This window comes from Roseovarius lutimaris (assembly GCF_900115165.1).
Taxonomy (GTDB): domain Bacteria; phylum Pseudomonadota; class Alphaproteobacteria; order Rhodobacterales; family Rhodobacteraceae; genus Roseovarius; species Roseovarius lutimaris.
This window is the reverse complement of the sequence record NZ_FOVP01000013.1, coordinates 82,687-97,505: the sequence shown is the minus strand read 5'-3', so window position 1 is coordinate 97,505 and position 14,819 is coordinate 82,687. Positions and strand designations below refer to the sequence as shown.

The 14,819-nt window shown below is 61.2% G+C and carries 16 protein-coding genes; 13 read left to right on the top strand and 3 right to left on the bottom strand.

Annotated elements, in window-relative coordinates:
* The first annotated feature begins 79 nt into the window (after positions 1 to 79).
* The gene (locus BMZ91_RS12560) at positions 80 to 1,021 is read left to right on the top strand and encodes an L-threonylcarbamoyladenylate synthase (protein ID WP_092839435.1); all 942 of its coding nucleotides are present in this window, start codon (positions 80 to 82) and stop codon (positions 1,019 to 1,021) included.
* A 74-nt stretch (positions 1,022 to 1,095) separates the two neighbouring features.
* On the opposite strand, the gene BMZ91_RS12555 is transcribed toward BMZ91_RS12560, so the two are convergent.
* Together BMZ91_RS12555 and BMZ91_RS12550 are read right to left on the bottom strand one after the other, a co-directional pair.
* On the bottom strand, positions 1,096 to 1,422 hold the full coding sequence (locus tag BMZ91_RS12555; RefSeq protein ID WP_092839338.1) for an AzlD domain-containing protein: 327 nt from the start codon (positions 1,420 to 1,422) through the stop codon (positions 1,096 to 1,098).
* On the bottom strand, positions 1,419 to 2,150 hold the full coding sequence (locus BMZ91_RS12550; RefSeq protein ID WP_092839335.1) for an AzlC family ABC transporter permease: 732 nt from the start codon (positions 2,148 to 2,150) through the stop codon (positions 1,419 to 1,421). Before BMZ91_RS12550 ends, BMZ91_RS12555 begins: the two co-directional genes overlap by 4 nt.
* Before the next feature lie 58 nt (positions 2,151 to 2,208).
* Here BMZ91_RS12550 and fdhD point away from each other — a divergent pair, with 58 nt between their 5' ends.
* The 4 genes from fdhD to BMZ91_RS12530 are packed head-to-tail and all read left to right on the top strand — an operon-like array spanning position 2,209 to position 5,677.
* Positions 2,209 to 3,099 carry a formate dehydrogenase accessory sulfurtransferase FdhD gene (fdhD, locus tag BMZ91_RS12545; RefSeq protein ID WP_092839332.1) on the top strand — a complete coding sequence of 297 codons (891 nt, stop codon included), beginning with the start codon at positions 2,209 to 2,211 and terminating at the stop codon, positions 3,097 to 3,099.
* A gap of 25 nt (positions 3,100 to 3,124) precedes the next feature.
* Positions 3,125 to 3,766, top strand: a complete 642-nt coding sequence (gene mobA / locus BMZ91_RS12540; protein WP_092839330.1) for a molybdenum cofactor guanylyltransferase MobA — start codon at positions 3,125 to 3,127, stop codon at positions 3,764 to 3,766.
* Positions 3,763 to 4,254: a molybdopterin-guanine dinucleotide biosynthesis protein B gene (gene mobB, locus BMZ91_RS12535; protein ID WP_092839327.1), complete on the top strand. Its 492-nt coding sequence runs from the start codon at positions 3,763 to 3,765 to the stop codon at positions 4,252 to 4,254. The genes mobA and mobB overlap by 4 nt, the downstream gene beginning before the upstream one ends.
* 40 nt (positions 4,255 to 4,294) lie before the next feature.
* Entirely contained in the window at positions 4,295 to 5,677 is a 1,383-nt protein-coding gene (locus tag BMZ91_RS12530; RefSeq protein ID WP_342741949.1) for a molybdopterin-binding protein, read from the top strand.
* Between the two features lie 8 nt (positions 5,678 to 5,685).
* Here the strand turns inward: BMZ91_RS12530 and BMZ91_RS12525 are convergent, their stop codons facing one another.
* Complete coding sequence (locus tag BMZ91_RS12525; protein WP_092839321.1) at positions 5,686 to 6,459, bottom strand: DeoR/GlpR family DNA-binding transcription regulator; 774 nt, start codon at positions 6,457 to 6,459, stop codon at positions 5,686 to 5,688.
* A gap of 287 nt (positions 6,460 to 6,746) precedes the next feature.
* Here BMZ91_RS12525 and glpD point away from each other — a divergent pair, with 287 nt between their 5' ends.
* From glpD to BMZ91_RS12485, 8 genes are all read left to right on the top strand, one after another.
* Positions 6,747 to 8,360: a glycerol-3-phosphate dehydrogenase gene (gene glpD / locus BMZ91_RS12520; protein ID WP_092839318.1), complete on the top strand. Its 1,614-nt coding sequence runs from the start codon at positions 6,747 to 6,749 to the stop codon at positions 8,358 to 8,360.
* A 16-nt stretch (positions 8,361 to 8,376) separates the two neighbouring features.
* Positions 8,377 to 9,465, top strand: a complete 1,089-nt coding sequence (locus BMZ91_RS12515) for an ABC transporter ATP-binding protein (protein ID WP_092839315.1) — start codon at positions 8,377 to 8,379, stop codon at positions 9,463 to 9,465.
* 9 nt (positions 9,466 to 9,474) lie between these two features.
* Complete coding sequence (locus BMZ91_RS12510) at positions 9,475 to 10,569, top strand: ABC transporter ATP-binding protein (RefSeq protein ID WP_092839312.1); 1,095 nt, start codon at positions 9,475 to 9,477, stop codon at positions 10,567 to 10,569.
* Positions 10,569 to 11,438: a carbohydrate ABC transporter permease gene (locus tag BMZ91_RS12505; RefSeq protein WP_092839309.1), complete on the top strand. Its 870-nt coding sequence runs from the start codon at positions 10,569 to 10,571 to the stop codon at positions 11,436 to 11,438. The genes BMZ91_RS12510 and BMZ91_RS12505 overlap by 1 nt, the downstream gene beginning before the upstream one ends.
* 3 nt (positions 11,439 to 11,441) lie before the next feature.
* Positions 11,442 to 12,245 carry a carbohydrate ABC transporter permease gene (locus BMZ91_RS12500; RefSeq protein WP_092839306.1) on the top strand — a complete coding sequence of 268 codons (804 nt, stop codon included), beginning with the start codon at positions 11,442 to 11,444 and terminating at the stop codon, positions 12,243 to 12,245.
* Positions 12,246 to 12,341: 96 nt separating this feature from the next.
* Complete coding sequence (locus BMZ91_RS12495; protein ID WP_092839303.1) at positions 12,342 to 12,638, top strand: GIY-YIG nuclease family protein; 297 nt, start codon at positions 12,342 to 12,344, stop codon at positions 12,636 to 12,638.
* A gap of 87 nt (positions 12,639 to 12,725) precedes the next feature.
* On the top strand, positions 12,726 to 12,998 hold the full coding sequence (locus BMZ91_RS12490) for a DUF2160 domain-containing protein (protein WP_092839432.1): 273 nt from the start codon (positions 12,726 to 12,728) through the stop codon (positions 12,996 to 12,998).
* A 78-nt stretch (positions 12,999 to 13,076) separates the two neighbouring features.
* A complete protein-coding gene (locus tag BMZ91_RS12485) occupies positions 13,077 to 14,795 on the top strand; it encodes an ABC transporter substrate-binding protein (protein ID WP_092839300.1) in 1,719 nt (572 codons plus the stop codon).
* Positions 14,796 to 14,819: the final 24 nt, after the last annotated feature.

Below are 14,819 nucleotides of genomic sequence, written 5' to 3'. Positions count from 1 at the left end.
AACTTACCTTGAACCAGAGCGTAATCAATCGCGGCCGACCTTCAACCGCTACGCCGCGTCAAAAAAGGGCCGCTTCAATTTGGAAACGACATGTCTTTCGCCTGACGAAGCAGGATTTGCAAGCGCGGCCGCGATTTTGCGCGCCGGGGGGCTTGTCGCGTTTCCGACCGAAACGGTCTATGGGCTGGGCGCCGATGCACGCCAGGATCATGCCGTCGCGCGGATTTTCAAGGCCAAGGAGAGGCCGCGTTTCAATCCCCTGATCGTGCATGTCAGCAGCATCGAGATCGCGCGGGCCTATGTCGAGTGGAACGATTTTGCGGATGTACTTGCGCGGGCTTTCTGGCCGGGGCCGCTGACGCTTGTGCTGCCATTGAGGCCGGATGCGGGGCTGTCGTCGCTTGTGACTGCCGACTTGCCGACGCTGGCGGTGCGCCTGCCGGCGCATCCGGTGGCGCAGGGCCTGCTTGAGGCTTTTGACGGGCCGGTGGCGGCGCCTTCGGCGAACCCTTCCGGGAAGATAAGCCCGACGCAGGCCGCGCATGTATTGGCCGGCCTGTCAGGCCGGATCGAGGCAGTTCTGGATGGTGGCGCCTGCCCGGTCGGGGTGGAATCGACCATTGTCGGCCTGGCCGACGCGCCCGTGCTTTTGCGCCCCGGCGGATTGCCCGCCGAAGCGATAGAGGCGGCCTTGGGTCAGCCGATACGCCTGCACGGCGCCGGTGATCCGCTTAGCGCACCGGGACAGATGCAATCACATTACGCCCCCGGCGGCCTTGTGCGTCTGAACGCAACAGAGCGTCGGGACGGCGAGGTTCTGTTGGGATTTGGCGCGGTCGAGGCCGATCTCAACCTGTCGGCGGCGGGCGATCTGACCGAGGCGGCGGCCAATCTGTTTCGCCACCTGCATGCGCTTGATGCGCAGGGGGCGCGTGTGATCGCGGTCACGCCCATTCCCGATCACGGATTGGGGCGGGCGATCAATGACCGCTTGCGCCGCGCGGCGGCCCCGAGGGAGTAGGGGGCGCTGCCCCCGTCGCGCAAGGCGCGACTCCCCCGGAGTATTTGAGCCAAGAAGAAGGGGCTTGCGGCGTATCAGCCGAGCAGGGCGAGGCCGCCATAAAGGGTGAGCGCGCCCAAGACGATGGCCAGGATCACGTTGCGGGTGAAATACCCCACCGCAAGCGTCATGAGCGCCGCCGCCATGCGGGGGGCATCCAATGTGCCATCTGTGGCCGCAGGCCAGACCACGAGCGGCGCCACCAGCCCCGGCAAAACGGCCACGGCGGTATAGCGCAGATGGCGCAGCATCCAGGCAGGCAGGGGGCGATCCCCGATAAGCCCGGTGAAGACAAAGCGCAGGCCGAAACTGCCGAGGCCGAGAAGAATGATCACGATCCAGAGGCTGGTCTTGTCGATCATGACGCATCCCCTGTGGGTGGTGCGATTCGGCGCTCACGGGTTACTTCGACCTGTGCGCCAACCATCATCCCGGCCACGCCGGCAATCAACAGGCCGAGGTTATAGGGCAGGAACGCAAAGATGAGCGACATGGTGACAGACACGAAAGCCGCCGCCAGATGGGCCGGGGTGCGCAGCATCGGCGCGATCATCGCGAGAAAGGTGATCGGCAGCGCGAAATCAAGCGCCAGCCCCTGCGGGATGGAGGTGCCGACGAGCGCGCCGACGAGGGTGAAGACGTACCAGAGCGGGCAAATCGCCGTGACAACGCCAAAGAAATAGGACAGCCGTTGCGGGATGGACCAGCCGGGGTTGGCCTCGAATTTGACGATCGCGCAGGCATAGCTTTGATCGACGGTGAAATAGGCAGCGAGCGCGCGTTGGCCCAGGGATGCCCCGCCGATATAGGGGGTGAGCGAGGCCGAATACATCGCCATGCGCAGGTTGACCGCCAGTGCCGAAATCAGTGCAATCGCGGTGGGGGCGCCGTCTGACAGAAGCTGCAAGGCGGTGAATTGTGCCGCCCCTGCGATCACAAGCACTGAAAAGCCCATGGTTTCGAGAACGTTCAGACCGGCCTCGGTGGCGACAACGCCAAAGAGGACGGAAAACGGCACGATCACCAGAATAAACGGCGCGCCATCACGCACACCTTGCCAATAGATTGATTTGGTGGTTTGCCTTGGCACCGCTTGCCCCTAAGTTGCCCATGCGCTCTGGCAAGGGCGTACCCAATGCAAGGAGGAGATGCAATTGGCCTTGAGCGATGATCTGTCCGGTTACCTGATCGCCCCTGATCCTGAGGCACCGCGTTTGACGCGGGCGGTCGAGGGGGTCGATCACGCGGGCCAGCCGATGCGCATTTCCGTGGTGGAAGAGCGGCCTTTGACGATTTTCCTCAACGGTCAGGAAATCGTGACGGCGATGACGATTGGCGATTATCCGCAATATCTAGCGCTTGGGTTTCTGCGCAATCAGGGGATGCTGGCCGAGGGCGAGGTGGTCCGGGGCGTGGAGTATGACGAGGACTTGGAGACCGTCGTCGTGCGCACCGACGGGCAGACCACCTATGAGGAAAAGCTGAAGAAAAAGACCCGGACCAGCGGCTGCGCCGTGGGCACGGTCTTTGGTGATATGATGGAGGGGCTTGAGGGCGTTCGCCTGCCGCAGGTCCAGGTCAGGACTTCTGATCTTTATGCGCTGGCCGCAAAGATCAACCGCACGCCCTCGCTGTATCTTGAGGCAGGGGCGATCCATGGCACGGTGCTGTGTCAGGGCGACCGGCCCCTGGTTTATATGGAGGATGTCGGGCGTCACAACGCGGTTGATAAAATCGCGGGCTGGATGCTGAGCGAGGGCGTTACGGCGGAGGACAAGCTTTTGTACACCACCGGGCGGCTGACATCCGAGATGGTGATCAAGACCGCGATGATGGGCATTCCGGTTCTGGCGTCGCGATCCGGGTTTACCGCCTGGGGGGTGGAGATTGCCAGGCAGGTCGGACTGACCCTGATCGGGCGGATGCGGGGCAAGCGATTTGTCTGCCTCTCGGGAGAAGAGCGGCTTTTGCGCGATGCTGACCCCGAAGCCGTGGGCGATGAGGATCACAAATATCGTCGCAAGGGGGCACCGGCATGATTGGCCCGTGGAGAGGTCCGCGCTTATGAAACAGCCGCTTGGTGTCATTCTCGCGGGCGGGCGCGCCACCCGCATGGGGGGCGGCGACAAGGGGCTGTTGCGGCTTGGCTCATCGACCATTCTTGACCATGTGATCGCGCGGTTGGGGCCGCAGGTGACGGGGCTTGCGCTGAATGCCAATGGCGATCCTGCGCGGTTTGCCGGGTTTGACCTGCCGGTTCTGGGCGACAGTATCGAAGGCTTTGCCGGGCCGTTGGTCGGGGTGCTGGCGGGGCTCGACTGGGCGGCCGCGCAGGGGGCCGAAAGCATCGTTACCGTAGCGGCAGATACACCGTTTTTCCCGCGCGATCTGGTGGCGCGGCTGATCTTGGCGGCCGAGGGGATGACGTTTCCGCTGGTTCTGGCCGCGACACCGCGAGGGGCGCAAGAGACCAAGTCGATGAGCGGCTCAGGCCTGATCCGGCATCCGACCTTTGGCCTCTGGCCGGTGGCGTTGCGCGATGACCTGCGCGCGGCGCTGGGCGCGGGCCTGCGCAAGGTGGTCATCTGGACTGACAAGCACGGTGGACGCGAGGCACTTTTCGAGGAGGCGGGCGATCCGTTTTTCAACGTCAACACCCCCGAAGACCTTGAACAGGCGCGGGACAGATCAGGGGCAGGGGCATGAGGCTTTACGGCGTGACTGGCTGGAAAAATGCCGGCAAGACCGGTCTGATGGAACGGCTGGTGACCGAGATCACCGGGCGCGGCATCACTGTGTCGACGGTGAAACATGCCCATCACAGCTTTGACGTCGATCATGCGGGCAAGGACAGCCACCGCCACCGGGTTGCCGGTGCGACCGAGGTCTTGCTGGCCTCGCGCAACCGCTTTGCGCTTATGCACGAGTTGCGCACTGAAGAAGAGCCGTCGCTGGCGATGCTGCTCGACAAGCTGGCGCCGGTCGATCTGGTGCTGGTCGAGGGCTACAAGCGCGACAGCCATTCCAAGATCGAGGCCTTTCGCGCAGAGACCGGCAATCCGTTGATCGCACCGGGCGATCCGACCATTCGCGCAGTTGCGAGCGACAGCCCGCTTGATCTGGACCGTCCGGTTTTCAATCTTGATGACACGGTTGCGATCGCTGATTTCATCCTTGCCGAGGTCGGCCTTTGATCCCATTCGACAGTTTCGCGATGCACATCAGGTGCGGTTTATGGTGCGGTCGCTTGCGCGCTTGCAGGATGCAGATCTGGCGGCCATGTTGGCAGTAGAGGCACCCGAGGAGGGTTGGATCATGGGGCTTGGACACGAGGACAAACTGAGGCGCGCGGCAGAGGGGTTGACGCCGCCACCGTTGCGCGACGATTGTTTTGCGCTGCCGGGCGGTGTTGACTGGACCCCCGCGGATCAGGCGCTGGCGCTGTTGCGCGCGCGCTTGCATCGGGTGGTGGGGCAGGAGCAGGTCGATCTGTCCGGGGCGCTTGGCCGGGTGCTGGCCGCGACTGTCACCGCGCGTCGCGCCAATCCGCCCGATCCCAATTCGGCGGTCGATGGCTATGGCTTTGCCTTTGCCAGCCTGGGCGATGGCGACCAGATCTTGCCGCTTGTTCAGGGGCGCGCGGCAGCGGGGGTGCCTTACGACGGCAAGGTGCCGGCGGGGCGTGCGCTTCGGGTGCTGACCGGGGCCGCCTTGCCGGATGGCGTCGATACGGTGATTCTACAAGAGGATGTGAGCGTTGGGACCGGCGAGATTGCCTTTCGCGCAGGCATCAAGCCGGGCGCCAACACCCGTCGCGCGGGCGAGGATGTTGGCGAGGGCGAGACCATCCTTGCGCCGGGGCGGGTTCTCACCCCTGCCGATCTTGCGTTTTGCGCCGCCGTAGGAGTGGCGCGGCTTGAGGTTTGCCTGCCGCTTCGGGTGGCGATCATCTCGACCGGGGATGAACTGGCCGAGGCCGGACATGCAACACGACCGGGCCAGATTTATGATGCCAACCGCCCGATGCTAAGCGCGCTGGTGTGCGAGTTTGGCTATGAGGTGGTCGATCTTGGCAAGGTGCCTGATGATCGTGCCGCCCTGCGCCGCGCGCTTGATCGCGGCGCAGCAGAGGCGGATGTGATTCTGACATCGGGGGGGGCCTCGGCGGGCGATGAAGATCATGTTTCGGCGCTTTTGAACGAGGCGGGCGCGATGGCGGAGTGGCGCATCGCGATCAAGCCGGGGCGGCCTCTGGCGCTTGGGCTGTGGCGCGAAACGCCGGTGTTCGGCCTGCCGGGCAATCCGGTTGCGGCATTGGTTTGTGCGTTGGTTTTTGCGCGCCCGGCCATGGCCTCATTATCCGGCGCCGGGTGGTTTGAGCCGCAAGGCTTTGATGTGCCAGCGAATTTCGGGAAGCGCAAAAAGCCGGGCCGACGCGAATATCTGCGCGCGCGGATGCGCGACGGGCGAGTCGAGGTGTTCAAATCCGAAGGCTCTGGTCGGATCAGCGGGCTAAGCTGGGCCGAGGGGCTTGTCGAACTGCCCGAGGCGGGCGGCGAGATCACGCCGGGCGACAGCGTGCGCTATATCCCCTTTGCCAGTTTCCTGCGCGGCTAGGGTGCGGGTCAATCGGGGGCGGGGCCGGTTACATGCACGGCTGTGCCCCAGCCGCCGCATTGCTCGGCTAGACGCGGTGGCAGGGGCTGATCGGTAAAGACCTGATGCACATCGCGCAACGATCCGATCCGTACCGGCGCGCTGCGCTGGAATTTCGAGCTGTCGGCGACCAGAAACACTTCGCGCGAGCGATTAAGAAGGGTTTGGCCGACGAGCACCTCCTGAATGTCGAAATCAAGCAGGTCACCGTCATCATCCATCGCCGAACAGCCAAGGATCGCGTAATCGAACTTGAAATTCTCGATCGTGCGCGCCGTCAGATTGCCGACAAGCCCGTTATCGGCCCGCCGCAGGGCGCCGCCCGCAACCACGATGTTGCAGGATTTGTTGGCCAGCAAAATCTGCGCCACATTCATGTTGTTGGTGACCACCATCAGGTTGCGATGATCAATCAGTTCGCGCGCGACCGCCTCGGTCGTGGTGCCGATATCAAGGAAAACCGAGGCCTCATCGGGGATGGCCGCGGCACAGGCGCGCGCAATGGCGGTCTTGGCGGCCTCATTGAGGCGGCGGCGTTCGTCATAAAGGATATTGTTGACGCCAGAGGGCAGGATCGCACCACCATGCACCCGCTCAAGTTTGCCGGCATTGGCCAGCTCGGTCAGGTCGCGGCGAATGGTTTGAACGGTGACATCGAAATGATCGGCCAGGCCCTCGACGGTCACCTTGCCCTCGGCGCGGGCAATTTCAAGGATATCGGGCTGGCGAAAGCTTTGTGACATGCGGCTGTCCCTGATCGGAATTTGGTTCGATTATGTTCGTTTTTGTCTGTCGCGCAAGGGCACAGACCAAATTTCGGGCGCAATTGACGAATCGCGCACGGATTCTGAAAAATGACCTCAGGTCAAGGAGCGACCCGCCGCCCTTGCTGGCAAGTCATGCCGAGGCTTTTGTCGTAAATTCCAATGAAAACAATCAGGGCGAGCAAAAAGGAAAGTAAACGAATATTCTTTTCTTGACGTTTCACGAAAATGGTGGTCGCCTTGATCTATCGTGAGGGGGGAAACAGGTGTCGCAAACCAGTACAGACAGGATTGTCGATCTGTTCGTGATCGGCGGCGGGATCAATGGCTGTGGCATTGCGCGTGACGCGGCGGGCCGCGGCCTGACCGTTGAGCTGGCCGAGATGAACGATCTGGCCTCGGCGACCTCTTCGGCCTCGACCAAGCTGTTTCACGGCGGGCTGCGCTATCTCGAATATTTCGAGATCCGGCTGGTGCGTGAGGCTTTGATCGAGCGTGAAACGCTTTTGCGGGCGATGCCGCACATAAGCTGGCCGATGCGATTTGTGCTGCCGTATCACAAGGATATGCGCTTTGAGGGGGAAACCCCGACCTCGCGCATTCTGAACCTGGTGATGCCCTGGATGAAGGGGCGGCGCCCGGCCTGGCTTATCCGGCTTGGGTTGTTCATGTATGACCACCTTGGCGGGCGCAAGATTTTGCCGGGCACAACGACGCTTGATCTTGCCCATGCGCCCGAGGGGCGGCCCCTCAAGGATAAATTCACCCGCGCCTATGAATATTCCGATTGCTGGATCGAAGACAGCCGTCTTGTGGTGCTCAATGCCCGCGACGCGGCGGCGCGCGGCGCGGTGATCCGAACCCGCACCAAGGTGCAATCGGCCGAACGGATCGGCGATCTGTGGCAGATCACGCTTGTGGATCAGGACAGCGGCGATCACAGCACCCTGCGCGCGCGCGGCCTTGTCAATGCCGCCGGGCCATGGGTCAAGGATGTGATCTCGGGTACACTCCGGCTGAATTCAAGCGAAGGCGTGCGCCTGGTGCGCGGCAGCCATATCGTGACCAAGCGGTTGTTTGAGCACGATAAATGCTATTTCTTTCAGGGCACCGACGGGCGGATCATTTTCGCCATTCCCTATGAGAGTGATTTCACCCTGATCGGCACCACCGATGCCGAACATACCGATGCCAGCCAAAAGCCGGAATGCACGCCGCAAGAGGCGGAGTATCTGTGCAGGTTCGCCAGCGAGTATTTCAAGGTTCCGGTCACCCGCGATGATATCGTCTGGACCTATTCGGGCGTGCGCCCGCTTTATGACGACGGGGCCAAATCGGCCACGGCGGCGACGCGCGATTATGTGCTCTCGCTGGAACAGGCCGAGGGCGCGCCGCTGCTCAATGTGTTTGGCGGCAAGATCACCACCTATCGCAAGCTGGCCGAGGCGGCCCTGGCCAAACTCGGGCCGCATTTCCCCGACGCAGAGGGCGATTGGACCGCAGGTGTGCCCCTGCCGGGCGGGGATTTCGCGGTGGATGGGGTCGTGGCCTTGGCAGAAAGCCTTGAGCGTGGTTACCCTTTCCTGAGCAAGGCTTGGGCGCGCCGTCTTGTGCGCGCTTACGGCACCGAGGCGGTTGATATTCTTGGCGAGGCGCGCGAGGCTAGCGCTTTGGGGCCGGATTTTGGCGCCACGCTCACCGGCGCCGAGGTGCGCTGGCAGATGCACCGCGAATTTGCCCGCGAGGCCGCCGATGTGATCTGGCGGCGCACGCGGCTTGGCCTGCGGATGAGCGCAGAGCAGATTGCGGCGCTTGATCGCTGGATGCAGCAAGAGCGGCACGATCGCCGGGACTCGGATGCAGGGGCGGCCAAGGGATGAGCAAGGGTTTGGATCAATGACGCTGAAACTAGAGGGCGTATCGAAGGTTGTTAGCGGGCGGGTGCATATTCACCCCACCGACCTTACGCTTGAGGCGGGCACGATGAATGTGCTGTTGGGGCCGACCTTATCGGGCAAGACCTCTCTTATGCGGCTGATGGCGGGGCTGGATGTGCCCGACGCGGGGCGGATTGTGTGGCAGGGGCAGGACGTGACCGGCATGCGCGTGCAGGATCGCCGCGTTGCCATGGTCTATCAGCAGTTCATCAATTACCCCTCGATGAGCGTTTATGACAACATCGCCTCGCCGATGCGTCTTATGGGCAAGACCCCGACCGAGATTGACGCCGCCGTGCGCAAGACCGCAGATCTGATGCAGCTATCCCCGATGCTTGAGCGCAAGCCGCTTGAGCTTTCGGGCGGGCAGCAACAGCGCTGCGCCCTGGCGCGGGCCCTGGTCAAGGATGCCGGGCTTGTCCTGCTCGACGAGCCTTTAGCCAACCTTGACTATAAGCTGCGCGAAGAATTGCGTGCCGAGATTCCGAAGATTTTCGAAGAGGCCGGAAGCATCTTTGTCTATGCCACGACCGAACCCGAAGAGGCGCTCTTGCTGGGTGGCAACACCGCCACCCTATGGGAGGGGCGCGTGACGCAATTCGGCCCGACGCCGGGCGTCTATCGCCAGCCGAATGACGCCACCACCGCGCGCGTTTTCAGCGATCCGCCGATGAATTTTCTTGAGGTCACCAAGGCGGGGGATCGAATCGCGTTTGGCGATGGCCAATCCGCCCCGGCACTCGCAAGCATGGCCAACTTGGCCGACGGGCCCTATCTGGCCGGGTTCCGCCCCAATCACCTTGAACTTGAACAGCATGCCGGTGACAGCCTTGTGTTTGATGCGCGCCTGAGCGTGACCGAGATCACCGGCTCGGAAACCTTTGTGCACCTCGATCATCACGGGGCGCGTTGGGTGGGGCTTGTCCACGGGGTGCGCGATCTGAAACTGGGGGCGGCGCTCAAGGTCTATCTTGATCCGGCGCATGTTTATGTCTTTGCCAAAGACGGCGCGCTTGTGGCCCCTGCGGCCTATGCGTTGGCGGCCTGAGGGGGGAGAATGGCAAAAATCACGCTTGATAATCTGGCGCATAGCTATCTGCCCAAGCCCGCGGGCGAGGGCGATTATGCCCTCAAGGAGCTTAACCACGTCTGGGCCGATGGTGAGGCTTACGCGCTTTTGGGCGCGTCGGGCTGTGGCAAGTCCACGCTTCTCAACATCATCTCGGGACTATTGCGCCCCAGTCAGGGCCGCATCCTGTTCAATGACCAGGATGTCACCGATCAGGCCACCGCCGCGCGCAATATCGCGCAGGTGTTTCAGTTTCCGGTGGTCTACGACACCATGAGCGTGCGCGACAACCTTGCCTTTCCGCTGCGCAATCGCGGCGCAGAACCCGCCTATATCGCCGAGCGGGTACAGGCGATTGCCGGCATGATCGGCATGGAGGCCGAGTTGAACCGCAAGGCGCGCGGGTTGACGGCGGATGCCAAGCAGAAAATCTCGCTTGGTCGCGGGATGGTGCGCGAGGACGTGAATGCGCTGTTGTTCGACGAGCCGCTGACGGTGATCGACCCGCATATGAAATGGGAATTGCGCACCCAGCTCAAGGCGCTGCATCACGAGTTTGGCCATACGATGATCTATGTCACCCATGACCAGACCGAGGCGCTGACCTTTGCCGACAAGGTGGTGGTGATGCATGACGGGCGGGTGGTGCAGATGGGCACGCCGCAGGAATTGTTCGAGCGCCCCGAACATACCTTTGTCGGCTATTTTATCGGCAGCCCCGGCATGAACCTTCTGGACGCCGAGGTCAGCGGCACAACCGCGATTGTTGCGGGCACCGAGGTGCCGCTTGGCGCCGATTATGGCCGCCCCAAGGGCCGGGTTCAGATCGGCGTGCGCCCCGAATTCGTGACGCTGGCATCGGGCGATGTCGGCCTTGGCGCACGCGTGCGCCGGGTCGAGGATGTCGGCCGCCACAAGATCGTGCGCTGTGATGTCAACGGCGTTGAGATCAACGTGATCGCCGCCGAGGATCAGAGCATTTCGCCCGATATGACCCGTCTGATCTTTGATCGACGCGCGATCAATGTCTATGCCGACGACTGGCGCGTCAGCCCGAAATCCCCCGCTGAGGAGGCCGCGTAGTGGAAAAGACCGTCAACCAAAAAGCGTGGTTTCTGGTGTTGCCTGTCCTGATCCTGGTGGCGTTTTCCGCCGTGATCCCGCTGATGACCGTGGTCAATTATTCGGTGCAGGACACCTTTGGCAATAATCAGTTCTTCTGGGCCGGGCTTGAATGGTTCGACGATATGCTGAGTTCCGAGCGGATGTGGGACGCGCTTGCGCGACAGGCGGCGTTCTCAGCGATCATTCTGGCGATTGAGATCCCGCTCGGGATCTTCGTGGCGCTGAACATGCCAAAGAAAGGCTTTTGGGCCTCGCTCTGCCTTGTGCTTATGTCTTTGCCGCTGTTGATCCCGTGGAACGTGGTTGGCACCATCTGGCAAATTTTCGGCCGGGTCGATATCGGTCTTCTGGGCTATACGCTTGATAAGATAGGGATTTCCTATAACTACACCCAGGATATCACCGCCGCTTGGATCACGGTGATCGTGATGGATGTCTGGCATTGGACATCGCTTGTCGCGCTTTTGGCTTATGCCGGGCTGCAATCCATTCCGGATGCCTATTATCAGGCGGCCAAGATTGATCAGGCCAGCCGTTGGGCGGTGTTTCGCTATATCGAGCTGCCGAAAATGGCAGGCGTGTTGATGATCGCGATCCTGCTGCGCTTCATGGACAGTTTCATGATCTATACAGAGCCGTTTGTGGTGACCGGCGGCGGGCCGGGCAACGCCACTACCTTCCTCAGCATCGACCTTGTGAAAATGGCGCTTGGCCAGTTTGACCTAGGGCCGGCGGCGGCGTTCTCGATCATGTATTTTCTGGTGATCTTGCTGATTTCATGGGTGTTTTACACCGTCATGGTCAACCTTGATAAGCGGGAGGGCTAAGATATGCGGATCAATGGCAAGGCCATCGTCATGGGGCTGTATCTCTTGTTCCTGATGCTGCCGATCTATTGGCTGATCAACATGAGCCTCAAGACCAATGACGAAATCCTCGGGGTGTTTTCGCTCTGGCCGCAAAACCTGACCTTCGCCAATTATGCGACCATCCTGACCGATTCCAGCTGGTACATGGGCTATGTGAATTCGATCATCTATGTGACGATGAACACGGTCCTGTCGATCACCGTGGCGCTGCCGGCGGCCTATGCGTTCAGCCGCTATAGCTTTATGGGCGACAAGCATCTGTTTTTCTGGCTTTTGACCAACCGGATGGCGCCGCCTGCGGTGTTCGCGCTGCCGTTCTTTCAACTTTATTCAAGTGTGGGGTTGTTTGACACCCATATCGCGGTGGCGCTTGCGCATACGCTTTTCAACGTGCCCTTGGCGGTGTGGATTCTTGAGGGGTTCATGCGCGGCGTGCCCCGCGAAATCGACGAGACCGCCTATATCGACGGCTATAGTTTCGGGCGGTTTTTCATCAAGATTTTCATGCCGCTGATCGCTAGCGGTATCGGCGTCGCAGCGTTCTTCTGCTTCATGTTTAGCTGGGTTGAACTGTTGCTTTCGCGTACCCTGACGAGCGTCGATGCCAAGCCGATTGCGGCCACGATGACACGGACGGTAAGCGCGTCTGGCCTCGACTGGGGCGTTCTGGCCGCCGCCGGGGTTCTCACCATCGTGCCGGGGGCCTTGGTGATCTATTTCGTGCGGAATTATATTGCTAAGGGCTTCGCCTTGGGGAGGGTTTGATGAAACGGTTTATTAATCAAAATGGCGTCATCCTCGGGCTTGACCCGAGGACCTCCCACCCCTTGCGCTCTGCCAAGGGCCGAGGAATTGCGCATCATGCCCGAACGAATGCACGTCTATATCATGACGAACCGCCCTCGGGGTACGCTCTACATCGGCGTCACGGGCGATCTGATCAACCGCATCTGGCAACATCGCATCCATGCGCTTGGCGGCTTTACGGACCGCTACAATCTGGAGAGTCTGGTCTATCTCGAACCGCATCAAGCCCCTGCGGTCGCGATACAGCGGGAAAAGTCTCTCAAGCGCTGGCGGCGCAATTGGAAGATTGCGCTCATCGAAAAGGCAAACCCGGAATGGCGGGATTTGTGGGAAGAGATTTGCAGCGGCTGAATGGGGCGGTTTGTGCGTTTGGAGGTCCTCGGGTCAAGCCCGAGGATGACGTTTCATTTCCAACACCGGTTGAAGGGGGGCTTTGACATGGACTGGATGGCATGGACCCTACCCACGGCGATCTTCTTCGGGGTGATCGCCTGTCTGCTGGTCACTTTCACGGTGCTGGCGATTAAGTTCCCCGAGACGCCGCGCGTCGGGGTTCTCAGGATTGAAACCACGCGGGGGGATCGGCTTTTTATCACGCTTTTGGGCTCGGCCTTTATCAATCTGGCTTGGCTCGGGTTTGTGGGCACAGATCAACCCTATGCGATGATCGTCTGCGCGATCTACGCGGCGGCGGTGTTTCGCTGGGTTTGACCCCGCGAAGAATACCCTTCGGGCGCGCAAGTGGCCGGAGACTATAAATAACAGAGTTCGACCTAGGGAGGAACCAAAATGAACTTTAGACTGAAAACCTCAACCGCGCTGGCGGCGCTGGCCTTGGCGGCCAGTCCGGCACTGGCGGATATGGAGGACGCAAAGGCCTTTCTCGATAGCGAGATCGGCGATCTCTCGTCGCTGAGCCGCGCCGATCAAGAGGCCGAGATGCAGTGGTTTATTGATGCGGCCCAGCCCTTTGCGGGGATGGAGATCAAGGTGGTGTCGGAAACCATCGACACGCATTCTTACGAATCCAAGGTGCTGGCCCCGGCGTTCACCGCCATTACCGGCATTCAGATCACCCATGATCTTATTGGCGAGGGCGATGTTGTCGAGAAACTTCAGACCCAGATGCAATCGGGCGAGAATATCTATGACGGCTACATCAACGACAGTGATCTGATCGGCACCCACTGGCGCTATCAGCAGGCGCGCAACCTGACCGACTGGATGGCGGGCGAGGGGGCGGATGTGACCAACCCCAATCTCGACCTTGAGGATTTCATCGGCCTGTCGTTCACCACCGGCCCCGATGGCAAGGTCTATCAGCTTCCTGATCAGCAGTTCGCGAACCTTTACTGGTTCCGCTATGACTGGTTCAACGACGACAAGAACAAGGCCGATTTCAAGGCGGCCTATGGCTATGACCTTGGGGTTCCCGTCAACTGGTCGGCCTATGAGGATATCGCGGAATTTTTCACCGGGCGCGACCTAAGCCATCTTGGTGTCGAGGGCGAAGTCTTTGGCAACATGGATTACGGCAAGAAAGACCCCTCGCTTGGCTGGCGCTATACCGATGCGTGGATGTCGATGGCCGGCATGGGAGACAAGGGCGAGCCCAACGGCCTTCCGGTCGATGAATGGGGTATTCGGGTGAATGAGAATTCACAGCCCGTGGGCTCTTGCGTGGCGCGTGGCGGGGCAACCAACGGCCCGGCGGCGGTTTATGCCGTCACCAAGGCGATCGAGTGGCTTGAGAAATATTCACCGCCCGCCGCCGCCGGCATGACATTCTCCGAGGCGGGGCCAATCCCGGCGCAGGGCAATGTCGCGCAACAGATGTTCTGGTACACCGCGTTTACCGCCGCCACGGTCAAGCCCGACCTGCCGGTGATGAACGAGGACGGCACGCCAAAATGGCGCATGGCGCCAAGCCCGCATGGGGCATACTGGAGTGAAGGCACCAAGATTGGCTATCAGGATGCCGGCTCGTGGACTCTGATGAAATCGACGCCGGTGGATCGCGCCAAGGCGGCCTGGCTCTATGCCCAGTTCATCACCTCGAAAACCGTGGACGTGAAGAAAAGCCATGTCGGCCTGACCTTTATCCGCGAAAGCACGATCCAGCATCAGAGCTTTAGCGATCGCGCCGATAAACTTGGTGGTCTGGTCGAGTTCTACCGCTCGCCTGCACGGGTTCAATGGTCGCCCACCGGCACCAACGTGCCCGATTATCCCAAGCTGGCACAGCTCTGGTGGCAGAATATCGGCGATGCCATGTCGGGCGCCAAGACCCCGCAAGAGGCGCTTGATAGCCTTTGCGCGGATCAGGAAAAGGTGCTCGCCCGTCTTGAGCGCGCCGGCATTCAGGGTGATATCGGTCCCAAGCTCAACGACGAGATGGACCCCGAGCATTGGCTGAGCCAGCCCGGGGCACCCAAGGCCAAGCTGGCCAATGAGGGGGAAGAGCCGGTCACCATCGCCTATGACGAGTTGATCAAGTCCTGGCAGTAAGCGTTGCTCTTGTTACCCCCGGAC

Bases quoted from the DNA above. Each gene is read 5' to 3' on its own strand.
- BMZ91_RS12515 (WP_092839315.1), top strand. From the start codon at position 8,377: ATGACGCTGAAACTAGAGGGCGTATCGAAGGTTGTTAGCGGGCGGGTG.
- BMZ91_RS12500 (WP_092839306.1), top strand. From the start codon at position 11,442: ATGCGGATCAATGGCAAGGCCATCGTCATGGGGCTGTATCTCTTGTTC.
- mobA (WP_092839330.1), top strand. From the start codon at position 3,125: ATGAAACAGCCGCTTGGTGTCATTCTCGCGGGCGGGCGCGCCACCCGC.
- mobB (WP_092839327.1), top strand. From the start codon at position 3,763: ATGAGGCTTTACGGCGTGACTGGCTGGAAAAATGCCGGCAAGACCGGT.
- BMZ91_RS12525 (WP_092839321.1), bottom strand. From the start codon at position 6,459: ATGTCACAAAGCTTTCGCCAGCCCGATATCCTTGAAATTGCCCGCGCC.
- BMZ91_RS12490 (WP_092839432.1), top strand. From the start codon at position 12,726: ATGGACTGGATGGCATGGACCCTACCCACGGCGATCTTCTTCGGGGTG.
- fdhD (WP_092839332.1), top strand. From the start codon at position 2,209: ATGCAATTGGCCTTGAGCGATGATCTGTCCGGTTACCTGATCGCCCCT.
- BMZ91_RS12555 (WP_092839338.1), bottom strand. From the start codon at position 1,422: ATGATCGACAAGACCAGCCTCTGGATCGTGATCATTCTTCTCGGCCTC.
- BMZ91_RS12495 (WP_092839303.1), top strand. From the start codon at position 12,342: ATGCCCGAACGAATGCACGTCTATATCATGACGAACCGCCCTCGGGGT.
- BMZ91_RS12530 (WP_342741949.1), top strand. From the start codon at position 4,295: ATGGTGCGGTCGCTTGCGCGCTTGCAGGATGCAGATCTGGCGGCCATG.
- BMZ91_RS12485 (WP_092839300.1), top strand. From the start codon at position 13,077: ATGAACTTTAGACTGAAAACCTCAACCGCGCTGGCGGCGCTGGCCTTG.
- BMZ91_RS12510 (WP_092839312.1), top strand. From the start codon at position 9,475: ATGGCAAAAATCACGCTTGATAATCTGGCGCATAGCTATCTGCCCAAG.